The organism is Streptomyces sp. NPDC030799, from assembly GCF_055572255.1.
Map to the genome: position 1 here is coordinate 279,903 of NZ_JBVIDS010000010.1, position 15,760 is coordinate 295,662.

Here is a 15,760-nt window from a genome sequence, read left to right on the forward strand (position 1 = left end):
GCGTTTCGCTGCTGCGTCAGACCAGGTTCACCGAGCGGGCGGACGTCGCACCGATCTCGGAAGCCACCTCGGCCAGCACACCGGCGGAGACCGTGTCGTCGACGGTGAGCACCGCCAGGGCCTCGCCGCCCACCGCCGCACGGGCGACCTGCATGCCGGCGATGTTGATGCCCGCCTCGCCGAGGATGCGGCCGACGGTGCCGACGACACCGGGACGGTCCTCGTAGCGCAGGACGACCATGTGGTCGGCGAGCGCGAGGTCGACGTCGTAGTCGCCGACCGCGACGATCTTCTGGACGTGCTTCGGGCCGGCCAGCGTGCCGGAGACCGAGACCTCCTCGCCGTCCGCGAGCGTGCCGCGCACGGTGACCACGTTGCGGTGCTCGGCCGACTCGGAGCTGGTGGTCAGCCGGACCTCGACACCCCGCTCCTGCGCGAACAGCGGCGCGTTGACGTACGACACGGTCTCGTCGACGACGTCCTCGAAGACACCCTTGAGCGCGGACAGCTCCAGCACCTTCACGTCGTGCTGGGTGATCTCGCCGTAGACCTCGACGTCGAGGCGGACCGCGACCTCGCCGGCCAGCGCGGTGAAGATACGGCCGAGGCGTTCGGCGAGCGGCAGGCCGGGCTTGACGTCCTCGGCGATGACACCGCCCTGGACGTTGACCGCGTCCGGCACCAGCTCGCCGGCGAGGGCGAGGCGGACGGACTTGGCAACCGCGATGCCCGCCTTCTCCTGGGCCTCGTCGGTGGAGGCGCCGAGGTGCGGGGTGCAGACGACCTGGTCCAGCTCGAACAGCGGGGAGTCGGTGCACGGCTCCTTGGCGTACACGTCGAGGCCGGCGCCGGCGACCCGGCCCTCCTTCAGCGCCGCGAACAGCGCCGCCTCGTCGACGATGCCGCCCCGCGCGGCGTTGACGATGCGCACGCTCGGCTTGACCTTGCGCAGCGCCTCGTCACCGATGAGGCCGAGGGTCTCGGGGGTCTTGGGCAGGTGGACGGTGATGAAGTCGGAGACCTCCAGCAGCTCGTCCAGGGACAGCACCTTGACACCCATCTGCGCGGCCCGCGCGGGCTGCACGTAGGGGTCGTAGGCGACGACCTTCATGCCGAAGGCGGACATGCGCTGGGCGACCAGGGCGCCGATGCGGCCGAGGCCGACGACACCGAGGGTCTTCTCGGCCAGCTCGACGCCCGTGTACTTGCTGCGCTTCCACTCGCCGTTCTTCAGCGCGGCGTTGGCCTGCGGGATGTTGCGGGCGGAGGCGAGGATCAGACCGCAGGCCAGCTCGGCGGCGGTCACGATGTTGGAGGTCGGGGCGTTGACGACCATCACGCCGGCCTTGGTGGCGGCGGAGACGTCGACGTTGTCCAGGCCGACGCCGGCGCGCGCGACGACCTTGAGCTTCTTCGCCGCGGCGATGGCCTCGGCGTCGACCTTGGTGGCGGAGCGGATCAGAATCGCGTCGACATCGGCGATGGCGGGGAGCAGTTCGGCTCGGTCGGCTCCGTTGGTGTGCCGGATCTCGAAGTCCGGGCCGAGTGCGTCCACGGTCGCGGGCGACAGCTCTTCAGCGATGAGTACGACAGGTTTCGAGCTCACGTGAGGTCCTCACAAGTCCAGAGCATGCGGACGGCCGTCCCGACGGCCGCAGGCGGAGGAGGGGCTAGCCGCGGAAGACGCACGACGCTGTGGGCCTGACGCGTATGTTGTGCAGCAGTGTAGTGGCGCCGCGGCCGCTGTTTTGCGCCACCGCGGAAGTATCACCCGGACGGGAAACTCCATTTTGTAGCCCTGCCGGCGGTTGTGGAACAGGGGGCCGGAGCAGCATGCCCCGACCCCCTGACATGAGGCTTACGCCTCTTCGTTCACCCAGCTCATCAGCTTGCGCAGCTGCTTGCCGGTGGTCTCCAGCAGGTGCTCGGAGTCCTGCTGCTTGTACTCGTTGTACTTCTTCAGGCCACCGTGGTACTCGTCCATCCAGTTGGTGGCGAAGGTGCCGTCCTGGATCTCGGCGAGGACCTTCTTCATCTCGGCCTTGGTGGCGTCGGTGATGATGCGCGGGCCGGTGACGTAGTCGCCCCACTCGGCGGTCTCGGAGATGGACCAGCGCATCTTCTCCAGGCCGCCCTCGTACATGAGGTCCACGATCAGCTTCAGCTCGTGCAGGCACTCGAAGTAGGCGATCTCCGGCTGGTAGCCCGCCTCGGTCAGGGTCTCGAAGCCCGCCTTGACCAGCGCGGCCGTACCACCGCAGAGGACGGCCTGCTCACCGAACAGGTCGGTCTCGGTCTCCTCGGTGAAGGTCGTCTTGATGACGCCGGCGCGGGTGCCGCCGATGCCCTTGGCGTACGACAGGGCCAGCGCGAAGGCGTTGCCGGAGGCGTCCTGCTCGACAGCGGCGATGCACGGAACGCCGCGGCCCTCCTCGTACTGACGGCGGACCAGGTGGCCCGGGCCCTTGGGGGCGACCATGCAGACGTCCACGCCGGCCGGGGGCTTGATGAAGCCGAAGCGGATGTTGAAGCCATGGCCGAAGAACAGCGCGTCGCCGTCCTTCAGGTTCGGCGCGATGGACTCCTCGTAGACCTGGGCCTGGATCGGGTCCGGGACGAGGATCATGATGACGTCGGCCTCGGCGGCGGCCTCCGCGGGCGTCACCACGCGCAGCCCCTGCTCCTCGGCCTTGGCCTTGGACTTCGAGCCCTCGTGCAGACCGACACGCACGTCGACACCGGAGTCACGCAGCGACAGCGCGTGGGCGTGGCCCTGGCTGCCGTAGCCGATGACCGCGACCTTGCGGCCCTGGATGATGGACAGGTCGGCGTCAGCGTCGTAGAACAGCTCGGCCACTTTGGGTTCTCTCCTTGGTGTGCAGGTTGTGCGTCCCACCGTATGCCGGTGAGGGGAAGGGAAGTTTCGGAATCTCGGCATACGGGCGGAAGGACCGCCCGTATTCAGCCTTACGCGGTTCGGTCGAGCGCGCGAAGCGAGCGGTCGGTGATCGAACGGGCGCCACGGCCGATCGCGATGGTGCCGGACTGCACCAGCTCCTTGATGCCGAACGGCTCCAGCATCTTGAGCATGGCGGACAGCTTGTCACTCGATCCGGTGGCCTCGATCGTGACGGCCTCCGGGGAGACGTCGACGGTCTTGGCGCGGAACAGCTGGACGATCTCCACGATCTGGGAGCGGGTCTCGTTGTCGGCGCGGACCTTCACCAGGACGAGTTCGCGCTGGACGGCCTGTCCGGGCTCCAGCTCCACGATCTTCAGCACGTTGACGAGCTTGTTGAGCTGCTTGGTCACCTGCTCCAGCGGCAGGTCCTCGACGTTCACCACGATGGTGATGCGGGAGATGTCGGGGTGCTCGGTGACGCCGACCGCGAGCGAGTCGATGTTGAAGCCGCGCCGCGAGAACAGGGCGGCGATGCGGGCGAGGATGCCCGGGGTGTTCTCCACCAGGACGGAGAGCGTGTGCTTGGACATGGTCTTTTACGTCTCTCTCGCTCAGTCGTCTTCGTTGTCGCCGAAGTCGGGGCGGACGTCCCGGGCGGCCATGATCTCGTCGTTGGAGGTGCCGGCGGCGACCATCGGCCACACCATCGCGTCCTCGTGGACGATGAAGTCGACGACGACCGGGCGGTCGTTGATGGAGTTCGCCTCTTCGATGACCTTGTCCAGGTCCTCGGGGCGCTCGCAGCGCAGGCCCACGCAGCCCATCGCCTCGGACAGCTTCACGAAGTCCGGCACGCGGGTGCCCTTGGCCTCCGGGTTGATGTCGTCGGGGCCGCTGTGCAGCACGGTGTTGGAGTAGCGCTGGTTGTAGAAGAGGGTCTGCCACTGGCGGACCATGCCGAGGGCGCCGTTGTTGATGATGGCGACCTTGATCGGGATGTTGTTCAGCGCGCAGGTGGTCAGTTCCTGGTTGGTCATCTGGAAGCAGCCGTCGCCGTCGATCGCCCAGACGGTCCGCTCCGGCCGGCCGGCCTTGGCGCCCATGGCGGCCGGGACGGCGTAGCCCATGGTTCCGGCGCCGCCGGAGTTCAGCCAGGTGGCCGGCTTCTCGTACTGGATGAAGTGCGCGGACCACATCTGGTGCTGGCCGACGCCCGCCGCGTAGATCGTGCCCTCCGGGGCGAGCTGTCCGATGCGCTCGATGACCTGCTGCGGGGACAGCGAGCCGTCCTCGGGCTGGTCGTAGCCGAGCGGGTAGGTCTCGCGCCAGCGGCTGAGGTCGCTCCACCAGGCGGTGTAGTCGCCCTTGTGGCCCTCGCTGTGCTCCTTCTGCACCGCCTGGACCAGGTCGGCGATGACCTCGCGGGCGTCCCCGACGATCGGCACGTCCGCGGCGCGGTTCTTGCCGATCTCCGCCGGGTCGATGTCGGCGTGGACGATCTTGGCGTACGGGGCGAAGCTGTCCAGCTTGCCGGTGACGCGGTCGTCGAAGCGGGCGCCGAGGGCGACGATCAGGTCGGCCTTCTGCAGCGCGGTGACGGCGGCGACCGCACCGTGCATGCCCGGCATTCCCACGTGCAGCGGGTGGCTGTCGGGGAACGCGCCGAGCGCCATCAGGGTGGTGGTGACCGGCGCTCCGGTGAGTTCGGCGAGGACCTTCAGCTCGGCGGTGGCGTGCGCCTTGATGACGCCGCCGCCGACGTAGAGGACGGGCCGCCTGGCGGAGGTGATCAGCTTGGCCGCCTCGCGGATCTGCTTGGCGTGCGGCTTGGTCACCGGGCGGTAGCCGGGCAGGTCCATGGTGGGCGGCCAGGAGAAGGTGGTCTTCGCCTGGAGGGCGTCCTTGGAGATGTCGACCAGGACGGGGCCCGGGCGGCCGGTGGAGGCGATGTGGAACGCCTGCGCGATGATCCGCGGGATGTCCTCGGCCTTGGTGACCAGGAAGTTGTGCTTGGTGATCGGCATGGTGATGCCGACGATGTCCGCTTCCTGGAAGGCGTCGGTGCCGATCGCCTTGGAGGCGACCTGGCCGGTGATCGCGACCAGCGGGACGGAGTCCATGTGCGCATCGGCGATGGGCGTGACCAGGTTGGTGGCACCGGGACCGGACGTCGCCATGCAGACGCCGACCTTGCCGGTGGCCTGCGCGTAGCCGGTGGCAGCGTGGCCGGCGCCCTGCTCGTGGCGGACCAGCACATGACGGACCCGGGTGGAGTCCATCAGGGGGTCGTACGCCGGAAGGATCGCACCGCCGGGAATGCCGAATACCGTGTCCGCGCCGACCTCCTCGAGGGAGCGGATGAGGGACTGCGCACCCGTGACGTGCTCGACGGGGGCGGACTGCTGTCCTCCGGATCGGGGCCGCGGCTGCGGATGGGCCCCGGTGGCCTGCTCGGTCATCGGCATTCTCTTCTCGATGCTGAGGGTTTTTGCGAGGTTTGTACGGAGTTCAAGCGCTGCACGAGCGGCACTCGTGCAACAAAAAACCCCTCGTGCCGCAAGGCAAGCGAGGGGAGCGCGCCGGTGAGGTCGCTGGGCATTCCGGATCGTCCTCCGGTGGGTCCCAGCTCAGCCGACGCGCTGTCCAAGTACGAGAATTCGGGTGCGCATGGCACTGACCCTCCCCCCGGCACACACCACGTGTCAAGTGGGTGGGACGGGCGTCTCATTATGTGAGCGACGGGCACTGCCACCTCCCAAGACGGCGGGCACACTCCCTGTGTACACCCGCCGCGCCCTTCTGCGTGGCTCGTTCACCCACGGGGCGCGCCGCTCGGTGTCGAGGCCACGACCGTGCTGAGCCCGTCGGGCCTGCGCGCGGCCGCTCCCTCGGCCCCGACACGCGCCTGCGGCTCGCGCACGCCGCCCGCGAACGCCGGTTCGGCCGGTGCGTGGGGCACCGGATAGTGCCCGGATCCGAGCGCCCGGCGCAGCCGGTACTCGTCCAGCGGCCCCGCGAACGCCATGCCCTGCCCGTGCGTACAGCCCATCGCCCGGAGTGCCACGACCTGCTCCGGCAGGTCCACGCCCTCGGCCACGGACTGCAGCCCGAGATCGCCGGCGATCCGCAGCAGACCGCTGGTGATCTTGTGCAGCCGCGGGGACTCCACGACCCCCTCGACCAGACTGCGGTCGAGTTTCAGCACGTCCACCGGGAGCCTTCTGAGCGCCGTGATGGCGGCATGGCCACTGCCGAAGCCGTCCAGTGCGATCCGCACCCCGAGCCGGCTGAGCGCGGTCAGCCTGCGCTCCAGCTCGTCCAGGGAGATACGCGGATCGGTGTCGGTCAGCTCCAGCACCAGCGCGCCGGGCGGCAGGCCGTGCCGGGTCAGCAGCCCCTCCACCGTCCCGACCGGCATCGAGCGGTCCAGCAGCCGCCGGGCGCTCATCCGGACGGCCACCGGTACGACGAGCCCGGTCGCGGCCCGCTCGGCGGCCTGCTCGACGGCCTGCTGCAGCACCCAGCGGTCCAGCTCGGCGGTCTTGTCGCCGTCCTCGGCCACCCGCAGGAACTCGGCCGGGGTGAACAGCACCCCCTGCGAGGAGCGCCAGCGCGCCTGCGTCGAGACGGCAGTGATCCGCCCGCTCTCCAGGCACACCACCGGCTGGTGCAGCAGCGTGAACTCGCCGTCGTGCAACGCGGCACGCAGCCGGGTGGCCAGCTCCGCCTTGCGTACGACGTCCTGCTGCATCTGCGGCTTGTACAGCTCGACCCGGCCCTTGCCGGCCGCTTTCGCGCGGTACATCGCGAGGTCGGCGTTGCGCAGCAGCTCGCCCGCGCCGAGGCCCGGTTCGGCGAAGGCGACGCCGATGGAGGCGTTGACCCGCACGTCCTGGCCGTCGATCGCGTACGGCTGGGAGAGGGTCACCCTGAGACGGTCGGCGAGTTCCAGGATGTTCCGCTCCCGGGCGGCGCGGTCACGGGTGCCGTCGCCGACGATCAGGGCGGCGAACTCGTCGCCGCCCAGCCGGGACGCGGTGTCCCCGTGCCGGACCGCGTCCTGGAGCCGGCGGGCGGCCTGGACGAGCAGCTCGTCCCCGGCCTGGTGCCCGATCGTGTCGTTGACGGCCTTGAAGCCGTCCAGGTCGATGAAGAGCACCGCCGTGTTGCGCAGGGCGGTGCCCCGGTCGGTGGCCCGGCGGCCGGACAGGGCCTGCTGCACGCGCCGGGTGAACAGCGCGCGGTTGGGCAGGTCGGTCAGCGGGTCGTGCTCGGCGTTGTGCTGCAACTGCGCCTGTAGCCGTACTCTTTCGGTCACGTCCCGGCTGTTGAAGATCAGTCCGCCGTGGTGGCGGTTGACCGTCGACTCCACATTGAGCCAGCCGCCGTCGCCGGACCGGAAGCGGCACTCGATGCGGGTGGTGGGCTCCTCCAACGGGCTCGCGGCGAGGAAGCGGCGCACCTCGTGCACCACGCAGCCCAGGTCCTCCGGGTGGATGAGACCGGCCAGCTCGCTGCCCACCAGTTCCTCCGCGGGCCGGCCGTAGACACCGGCGGCGGCCGGGGAGACGTACCGCAGGATGCCGTTGGGCGCGGCGATCATGATGACGTCGCTGGAGCCCTGCACCAGGGAACGGAAGTGGTTCTCCTTCTGGGCCAGCTCCTGGGTGAGGGTGATGTTGTCCAGCAGCATGATGCCCTGCCGGATGACGAGCGCGAGCACGACGGCGCCCGCGGTGATCAGCACGACGTGGTCGGGTCGGCGGCCGTTGAGGACGTTGTACAGGATGCCCAGGGTGCACACGGCGGCGGCCAGGTACGGGGTGAGGGCGGCGATGGAGCCGGTCAGCGGGCGGCCGGCCGGATACCGGCTGTGTTCACCTCCCGGGGCGGGCACGGGCACGGCGTGGTGGACCGTGCCGCGCTGTCCGGGCACGTGCTCGTGGATCACACGTGTGTGCCCGTCCGGTACGTGCGCCTCCTGCGCGCCCTTGCGGCCGGGCGCGGCCCAGGGGGCGTAGGCGAGCAGCAGCGAACCGGCGAACCAGCCAGCGTCCAGCAGCTGTCCGGAGCGGTAACTGCTGTGCAGCAGCGGCGAGGTGAACAGCGCGTCGCACATCACGGTCACCGCGAGCGCGCCGATCGCCGTGTTCACGGCGGTGCGGTTGCCCGGGGTGCGGCGGAAGTGCAGCGCGAGCACCATGCTGACGAGCGCGATGTCGAGCAGCGGGTACGCCAGTGACAGCGCGGTGTGCGCCACGCTCGGTCCGTCGAACCGGGCCGCCTGGGCGAGCGCGAGGCTCCACGACAGCGTGAGCAGCGAGCCGCCGATCAGCCAGGCGTCCAGCGCCAGACAGATCCAGCCGGCCTTGGTCACGGGCCGTTTGGCGAGCACCAGCAGGCCCACGATGGCGGGCGGCGCGAAGCACAGGAAGAACAGGTCGGCGTAGCTGGGGCTGGGCACGGGCTGCCCGAGGACGACCTCGTACCACCCCCACACCGCGTTGCCGAGGGCCGCCATGGCCGAGGAGAGCGAGAACAGCAGCCAGGCCGAACGGAAGCGGACGCGCGGACTGCGGGCGTACAGGAAGCACGAGACGGCGGCGGCGCCGGCCGCCGCGCTCAGCCCGAAGTCGCCCATGATCAGTGCGACTTCGTCCGCGCCCCAGTCGAACGCGGCCCCGACGGCGTAGGCCGCGCAGACCAGGGCCAGGACGAGCTGCTGCATCGCGCGCGTGCCCTCGCCGGCGGCCGACCGGCGCGGCGGCGCCTGCTGCGGGCGGGGGGCACGCACCGCTGCGTCCAGGGCGGTCGTCACGGAGGGCGGCGCACTCACCGGGGCCTCCCGGTCTGCGCCGCTCCCGCGTCCCGACGGTCCCGCTGCGCTGGGTGCGCATGCCTCCGGCGCCCGTTGTGCCTGCGCTGGTGATGGCTGTGGTGGCTGGTGTGGTGGCCGCGTCTGCGCGTGGCCGTGCGCCAGGGTCGCCGTCGGCGGCTCCGCCGCGTCGGATCGTTCGTCCATAGGCCGTGCATCGCCCGTCGCCCCCCTCACGAATCTGAAATGTCCATCCCCGGCGCCGAACGGTCTGCGGCGCAGCCCCTGTCGGGACGATACACCAGGATCGTCACTCAGGGACATAGCTTCTCTACGCTCCGTGACGACCAGCGAGGATGCCGGTACGCGTCGCGTCCGAGGGGTTGCGGAGGGTGCCGGGAGCGGTGCTACGACCCCGTCGTAAGGATCACGTTCCGCAGGGGCTCGTGGTTCACGAACCGGGTCAGCTGGTCGGCGAGCAGCCGCTTCGCGCGGGGCAGGAAGGCCGAGGAGGGCCCGCCCACATGCGGGCTGATGAGCACGCCGGGGGCCTGCCAGAGCGGGTGCCCGGGCGGCAGCGGCTCGGGATCGGTGACGTCCAGGGCGGCGGTGATACGGCCGCTCTCCAGTTCCGCGAGCAGCGCCTTGGTGTCGACGACGGGGCCCCGCGCGACGTTCACGAGCAGCGCCCCGTCCTTCATCTTCGCCAGGAATTCGGCGTCGACCAGCCCTCGTGTCTCCTCGGTCAAGGGCGTGGAGAGGATCACGACATCGGCGTGTGGGAGCAGTTTCGGCAATTCGGTGAGCGGGTGCACCGGACCGCGCGCCGTGGTGCGCGGGGAGCGCGCCACGCGCGCCACCCGCGCGAGCTCGAAGGGCGCGAGCCGGTCCTCGATGGCGGTGCCGATGGCGCCGTATCCGACGATGAGGACGGATTTGTCCGCGAGCGAGGGACGGAACCCGGTCTCCCAGCGCTCCCGTTGCTGGGCGCGGACGAAGCCGGGGATGCCGCGCAGGGAGGCGAGGGTCAGGGTGAGCGCGAGCTCGGCGGTGCTCGCCTCGTGCACGCCGCGCGCGTTGCACAGCCGCACGCCCGGCCGGATGACCGACAACCGCGCGGTGACGTCGTCGACGCCGGCCGTCAGCGTCTGGATGACCTGCACGCCGGTCAGCAGCTCCAGCGGGCGCACCTTGACCGACCACCGCTTCATGTACGGCACCACGTACAGGATGCAGTCCGCCGGGTCGCCGGGAAAGGGCTGGTCACCGTCCTCGCCCCCGTCCCAGAACAGGTACCGGGGCCCCTCGGGAAGCCCCTCGATCTCCTCCGGCGCCATGGGAAGCCACACGTCAGCAGTCATGGCAGGAGGCTATGTCAGGTACGCGTGCGTGCAGAGGTTAGGTTGGGGGCCTGGCAGAGGGAGGTTCGCGAGCAGGTGGAGCGCAGGACGATCGGCGCGGGGGCGCTCGGGGTGGGGGCCGTCGGACTCGGGTGCATGCCGATGAGCTGGGCGTACAGCGGGTCGCGGCAGCGGGGCGACGAGTCGCTCAGAACCGTGCACCGGGCGCTGGACCTGGGCTCGAACCTCCTCGACACAGCCGACATGTACGGCCCGTTCACCAATGAGCTGCTGCTGGGCCGGGTGCTCAAGGAGCGGCGCGCGGACGCCTTCGTGTCCACGAAGGTGGGGCTCCTGGTGGGCGAGCAGCACATTGTGGCCAACGGCCGTCCCGGGTACGTGAGGCGGGCCTGCGACGCCTCGCTGCGGCGGCTGCAGACGGACGTGATCGACCTCTACCAGCTGCACCGTGCCGACCCCGAGGTCCCCGTCGAGGAGACCTGGGGGGCGATGGCGGACCTCGTGCGGGCGGGCAAGGTGAGGGCGCTGGGCCTGTGCGCGGTGGGGGCGCGCGGTGGCCGCCGCTCGGGGGCCGGGCTGTACGACGGGACGCTGCGCCAGCTGCAGCGGGTGCAGCAGGTGTTCCCGGTGGCCGCGGTGGAGGCGGAGCTGTCGGTGTGGTCGCCGGAGGCGCTGCAGGCGCTGCTGCCGTGGTGCGAAGCCCGGGGTGTGGGTTTCCTCGCGGCGATGCCGCTGGGCAACGGCTACCTGACCGGCACGCTGAGGCCGGGCGAGGGCTTCGAACCGGACGACCTGCGCGCTCGGCATCCCCGTTTCACGGCGGAGATGATGGCGGCCAACCAGCCGATCGTCGCGGGCCTGCGCCGCATCGCCCGCCGCCACGGCGAGCACGTCACCCCGGCCCAGGTCGCCCTGGCCTGGGTCCTGGCCCAGGGCCGCCATGTGATCGCCCTCCCGGGCACGAAACAGGAATGCTGGGCCACGCAGAACGCGGCGTCCGCCGACCTGCACCTGACCGAGCAGGACCTGTCGGAGATGTCCGGCCTGCCGGCGGCACGGGGGTCGTGGGACTGAGGGTCTGAGCGCCTGAGGGAAGCTGGGCGGTGTATGAGAGACAGCACCTGCTGTGGGACCACCGCCTCGAAGGGACCATGATCGTGCAACGTCGAGCTGTGCCGGCCGTGTTGGCCGTGACCGCCCTCCTGCTGACGGCCGGCTGCTCCTCCGACGGAGGGGGCTCACCGGGCGGCGCCGGACGGACGACACCGACGGGTACGGCATCGGGCACGCTCCCCTCCGGCCGAGCCACCGAGTCGGCCCCGCCGGCCAAGGGCTCGGTGAAGGTGCTGCGCACCGTGGCCGAGGGCCTGAAGACACCGTGGGGGCTGGCCCCGTTGCCCGACGGCGGTCTGCTGGTCTCCTCCCGCGACGACGGGACGCTCACCCGCATCGACGAGAAGACGGGCCGCAGGACCGAGCTGGGCAAGGTCTCCGGTGTCTCCCCGGCCGGCGAGGGCGGCCTGCTCGGCATCGCCCTGTCCCCCGACTACGCCTCGGACCACATGATCTACGCCTACTTCACCTCCGCCTCGGACAACCGCATCGTCCGCATGCTGTACGACGAGCGAAAGCCGGCCGGTGAGCAACTGGGCGCCCCGGACACGGTGTTCAAGGGCATTCCCAAGGGATTCATCCACAACGGCGGGCGGATCGCCTTCGGCCCGGACGGCATGCTGTACGCCGGCACCGGTGAGAGCGGCGAGCGGGGTCTGGCCCAGGACGAGAAGTCCCTGGGCGGCAAGATCCTGCGCCTGACCCCGGAGGGCGAACCGGCTCCGGGCAACCCCTTCCCCGACTCGCCGGTGTACTCGTACGGCCACCGCAACGTCCAGGGCCTGGCCTGGGACGACAAACAGCGCCTGTTCGCCTCGGAGTTCGGCCAGGACACCTGGGACGAGCTGAACGCGATCAAGCCGGGCGGGAACTACGGCTGGCCGAAGGCCGAGGGCAGGTCCTCCGATGCCGCCTTCCAGAACCCGATCGCCCAGTGGCACACCGACGACGCCTCCCCCAGCGGCATCGCGTATGTGAAGGGCGTGATCTGGATGGCCGCACTGAAGGGTCAGCGTCTGTGGCGCATCCCGCTGCGGGGCACGGAGGCCTCGGCGGCACCGCAGGCGTTCCTCACCGGGACGTACGGCCGGCTGCGGACGGTGGTCGCGGCGGGCGGCGACAAGGTGTGGCTGGTGACGAGCAACACGGACGGCCGCGGGCGGCCGAGGAAGGGGGACGACCGAGTGCTGGAGGTGGAGGTGGGCTAGCGCTCGGCACTCGCTGCACCGCTCACGCCTCTTCTTCAGGTCCTCCTTCCGGCCTCCCCTCCGGCTCCGCCGCGGCCGGCGGCGGTTCCGGGAGTCGTATGACGGCCTTCCCGGACGACAGGTCGATGGGGCCTCGGCCGGGATCGTTGTCGCCGACGTCCTCGCGGGTCAGCTCCAGCCGGTTCTGTTCGTCCCGGGTGTGTTTGCGGCCGGGTGCGAACAGTTCCTCGAAGGCGTTGAACACGGCTTCTCCCCCCGTTTTTCTCCCGCCACGGCTTTCTCCAGCGTAGGTCTCAGCCCGTCGGTCCGGCAGCGAGCGTCTCGGCCGGGAACAGGCCCAGCCGATGCGCCACCGCGGCCGCCTCCCCCCGGCCCGAGACGCCGAGCTTGCTCAGGATGTTGGAGACGTGGACGCTCGCGGTCTTCGGGGAGATGAACAGTTCCTCGGCGATCTGACGGTTGGTGCGGCCGGCCGAGACCAGGCGAAGGACGTCCCGCTCCCGGCTGGTGAGTCCGAGGGCCTCGGCCGGGTCGGCGGGGCCGAGGGCCTGCCGTGGGGCGCGGGTCAGGACGAGGCGGGCGCGCTGGGCGAGCCGGGTGACGGCGTCGGCGAGGGACCGGGCGTCGAGGTGGGCGGCGACCGCCCCGGCCAGCCGGAGCAGTTCGGCCGCGCGGTCGCGTTCGTCGTCGCCGCCGTCGGCCAGGAGGGCTCCGGCGAGGCGGTGGCGGACCCGGGCGAGTTCGTAGGGACGGTCCAGGCACTCGAAGGCGGTGACCACCGGGGACCAGTCGTCGGGGGTGTCGGCGCCCTGGGCGCGGCGGATTTCGGCGCGGGTCCACTGCTCGTAGGCCTGCCAGAGCGGGGCGTCGGTGGTGAGTGTGCGTACGGCCTCGCGGAGGCGGTCGAGGATCTCGGCACGGCGCGGCTGGGCGGCGGGCAGGGCGCGGGCCTCGGCCTCCACGGTGGCGGCGGCCCGCAGCAGCGGCCAGCCGTGGCGGTGGGTTCCGGGCGGGAAACCGTCGTCCAGGGCGCGGAGCAGTTCGGCTCGGGCGTCGTCGATGCGGCCCTCCTCGGCGGCGATGTCGAGGGCGACCTGGGCCAGGGGCAGGGAGTGCTGGGGTATGGAGTCGTGGGCACCGAAGTGGGCGCGGGCGGCGGCGAGGTGCCGGCCGGCCTCGGGCAAGTCGCCGCGGGCCAGGGCGAGGTGGGCCAGGCGCAGGGCGCCTGCGCCGGGGGGGTTGGCGCTGCGGCGGACCTCAGTCGCGTGGGTGGCGGCTTCGGCGGCCTCCGTCCAATGGCCGAGCGCATGGAGGGACGCGGACAGGTTGCCCTGCATATAGGCCTCGGAGTCCGACAGCCCGTGGGCGCGGGCGAAGGCGATGCCCTCGCGCAGGAGGGCGGCTGCCTCCCGGTCCCGGCCGATGCCCTGCAGCTTGGAGGGCAGGTTCACATAGGCACGGCCCGCGACGTCGTGCACGCCCTCCGCGAGGGTGTCCCGCAGTACCTGCCGCATCTCCGCCAGGCCGGCCTCGGGATCGCCCGCATCCGCCTTGAGGCCGCCGAGGGTGAGGCGGGCGTGCAGTTCGATGTCGCGGGAGCCGACCATGCGCGCGTACTCCACGGCCCGCTCGGCGGCGGCGAAGGCTTCGGGGCCGGGCCGGTGCAGCATGGACCAGTTGGCGGCGAGGGCCAGCACCTCGGCGTGCACCTCGGACGGAGGCAGGCCGCGCACCAGGTCCTGGGCGGTGGCCAGTTCCTGCCATCCGTCACCGCGGGCCTGGGACTGGACGAGCCGGGAGCGCTGCACCCAGAACCAGGCGGAGCGCAGGGGGTCCGGCTCCTCCTCCAGGAGGCGCAGCGCCCGTTTGGTGATCTTCAGGGCGCGTTCGCGTTCGCCGCCGAAGCGGCCGGCGACGGCGGCCTCGGCCATCAGGTCGAGATAGCGCAGCGGCGTGGTGGCGGGGTCGCAGCCGCACGGAGGGTAGACCTCGGTGTAGTCGACCGGGCGCAGGGCGGAGCGCACCTCCTCGGGGACGCCGTCCCACAGCTCCATCGCCCGTTCGAGGAGCCTGAGCTGCTCGGTGTAGGCGTGCCTGCGGCGGGCCACGACGGAGGCGTCCAGGACGGCGGGCAGGGCCTTGGCGGCGTCATGGGCGTGGTACCAGTAGCTGGCCAGGCGCATCACGCGCGCGTCGGCCGGGACGAGCGTGGGGTCGGCCTCCAGGGCTTCGGCGTAGCGGCGGTTGAGCCGGGAGCGTTCGCCGGGCAGCAGATCGTCGGCGACGGCCTCACGGACCAGGGAGTGGCGGAAGCGGTAGCCGTCGCCGGCCCGCGTGACGGCGAGGATGTTGGCGCCGACGGCGGCTCGCAGCGCCTCGATGAGATCGTCCTCGCCGAGCTGGGCGACGGCGGCGATCAGCCGGTACTCCACGGTGGAGCCGCCCTCGGCGACGACCCGGGCGACCCGCTGGGCGCTGTCGGGCAGCGTCTCGACCCGGACCAGGAGCAGGTCGCGCAGGGAGTCGGTGAGCCCGGCGCGGCAGCCGTCGCAGCCGGCGACGGCGAGTTCCTCGACGAAGAAGGCGTTGCCGTCGGAGCGTTCGAAGATCTCGTCCACCTGGGCGGGGGCGGGTTCGGCGGCGAGGATGCCGGCGATCTGGCGGCCGACCTCCTCACGGGTGAAGCGGCCGAGTTCGATGCGGCGGACGGTGCGCAGCCGGTCGAGTTCGGCGAGCAGGGGGCGCAGCGGGTGGCGGCGGTGGATGTCGTCGGAGCGGTAGCTGGCGAGGACCAGGAGCCGGCCGGCGCGCAGGGTGCGGAAGAGGTAGGCGAGGAGGTGGCGGGTGGAGGCGTCGGCCCAGTGCAGGTCTTCCAGGACGAGCACGACGGTGTGCTCGGCGGCGATCCGTTCGAGCAGCCGGGCGGTGAGTTCGAACAGGCGGGCCATGCCCTGCTCGTCGTGGCGGCCGGCGCCGGCCTCGCCGAGGTCGGGCAGGAGGCGGGCCAGTTCCTCCTCCTGGCCGCGCGCTGCGGCGGTGAACTCCTCGGGCAGGGTGTCGCGCAGGGCGCGCAGCGCGGTGGAGAAGGGTGCGAACGGCAGCCCGTCGGCGCCGATCTCCACACAGCCGCCGACGGCGACGACCGCGTGCCGGCCGGCGGCCGTGGCGAACTCCTCGACGAGGCGGGTCTTTCCGACCCCGGCCTCGCCGCCGAGCAGCAGCGCCTGTGGCTCGCCGGCGCGGGCACGGGCGAGCGCGTCGTTCAGGGTGTCCAGCTCTTCGGTGCGGCCGACGAACACGGGACTGACGGACCTGGTTTCCACGGGCCCGAGCATCGCATGAGGTCCGGACGGCACGGCAC

General features: G+C 71.4%; 10 protein-coding genes. 2 read left to right on the plus strand and 8 right to left on the minus strand.

Features of this window, described 5'->3' with window-relative positions; all coding sequences use genetic code 11:
- Positions 1-16 precede the first annotated feature (16 nt).
- From serA to ACZ41I_RS25595, 6 genes are all read right to left on the minus strand, one after another.
- Positions 17-1,606, minus strand: a complete 1,590-nt coding sequence (serA, locus tag ACZ41I_RS25570) for a phosphoglycerate dehydrogenase (protein WP_363220290.1) — start codon at positions 1,604-1,606, stop codon at positions 17-19.
- Between the two features lie 252 nt (positions 1,607-1,858).
- A complete protein-coding gene (gene ilvC / locus ACZ41I_RS25575; RefSeq protein WP_363220291.1) occupies positions 1,859-2,857 on the minus strand; it encodes a ketol-acid reductoisomerase in 999 nt (332 codons plus the stop codon).
- A gap of 110 nt (positions 2,858-2,967) precedes the next feature.
- On the minus strand, positions 2,968-3,492 hold the full coding sequence (gene ilvN, locus ACZ41I_RS25580) for an acetolactate synthase small subunit (RefSeq protein WP_225837846.1): 525 nt from the start codon (positions 3,490-3,492) through the stop codon (positions 2,968-2,970).
- A 21-nt stretch (positions 3,493-3,513) separates the two neighbouring features.
- Positions 3,514-5,361 carry an acetolactate synthase large subunit gene (locus ACZ41I_RS25585; RefSeq protein ID WP_468326340.1) on the minus strand — a complete coding sequence of 616 codons (1,848 nt, stop codon included), beginning with the start codon at positions 5,359-5,361 and terminating at the stop codon, positions 3,514-3,516.
- 353 nt (positions 5,362-5,714) lie between these two features.
- The gene (locus tag ACZ41I_RS25590) at positions 5,715-8,738 is read right to left on the minus strand and encodes a putative bifunctional diguanylate cyclase/phosphodiesterase (RefSeq protein ID WP_468515123.1); all 3,024 of its coding nucleotides are present in this window, start codon (positions 8,736-8,738) and stop codon (positions 5,715-5,717) included.
- Positions 8,739-9,124: 386 nt separating this feature from the next.
- Positions 9,125-10,078: a 2-hydroxyacid dehydrogenase gene (locus tag ACZ41I_RS25595; RefSeq protein ID WP_468515124.1), complete on the minus strand. Its 954-nt coding sequence runs from the start codon at positions 10,076-10,078 to the stop codon at positions 9,125-9,127.
- Between the two features lie 75 nt (positions 10,079-10,153).
- On the opposite strand from ACZ41I_RS25595, the gene ACZ41I_RS25600 reads away from it, so the two are divergent.
- Positions 10,154-11,152, plus strand: coding sequence for an aldo/keto reductase (locus ACZ41I_RS25600; protein ID WP_399770629.1), 999 nt, complete (start codon positions 10,154-10,156; stop codon positions 11,150-11,152).
- A gap of 98 nt (positions 11,153-11,250) precedes the next feature.
- Positions 11,251-12,399: a PQQ-dependent sugar dehydrogenase gene (locus ACZ41I_RS25605; RefSeq protein ID WP_468326346.1), complete on the plus strand. Its 1,149-nt coding sequence runs from the start codon at positions 11,251-11,253 to the stop codon at positions 12,397-12,399.
- A 22-nt stretch (positions 12,400-12,421) separates the two neighbouring features.
- On the opposite strand, the gene ACZ41I_RS25610 is transcribed toward ACZ41I_RS25605, so the two are convergent.
- Both ACZ41I_RS25610 and ACZ41I_RS25615 read right to left on the minus strand, forming a co-directional pair.
- Complete coding sequence (locus ACZ41I_RS25610) at positions 12,422-12,643, minus strand: DUF6191 domain-containing protein (RefSeq protein ID WP_399770624.1); 222 nt, start codon at positions 12,641-12,643, stop codon at positions 12,422-12,424.
- A gap of 49 nt (positions 12,644-12,692) precedes the next feature.
- Positions 12,693-15,734, minus strand: coding sequence for a helix-turn-helix transcriptional regulator (locus tag ACZ41I_RS25615; protein WP_399771070.1), 3,042 nt, complete (start codon positions 15,732-15,734; stop codon positions 12,693-12,695).
- Positions 15,735-15,760 lie beyond the last annotated feature (26 nt).

What these genes read in the sequence shown, in the direction of transcription:
- ilvN (WP_225837846.1), bottom strand. Translation starts at nt 3,492, where the DNA reads ATGTCCAAGCACACGCTCTCCGTCCTGGTGGAGAACACCCCGGGCATC.
- ACZ41I_RS25585 (WP_468326340.1), bottom strand. Translation starts at nt 5,361, where the DNA reads ATGACCGAGCAGGCCACCGGGGCCCATCCGCAGCCGCGGCCCCGATCC.
- ACZ41I_RS25595 (WP_468515124.1), bottom strand. Translation starts at nt 10,078, where the DNA reads ATGACTGCTGACGTGTGGCTTCCCATGGCGCCGGAGGAGATCGAGGGG.
- ACZ41I_RS25615 (WP_399771070.1), bottom strand. Translation starts at nt 15,734, where the DNA reads ATGCTCGGGCCCGTGGAAACCAGGTCCGTCAGTCCCGTGTTCGTCGGC.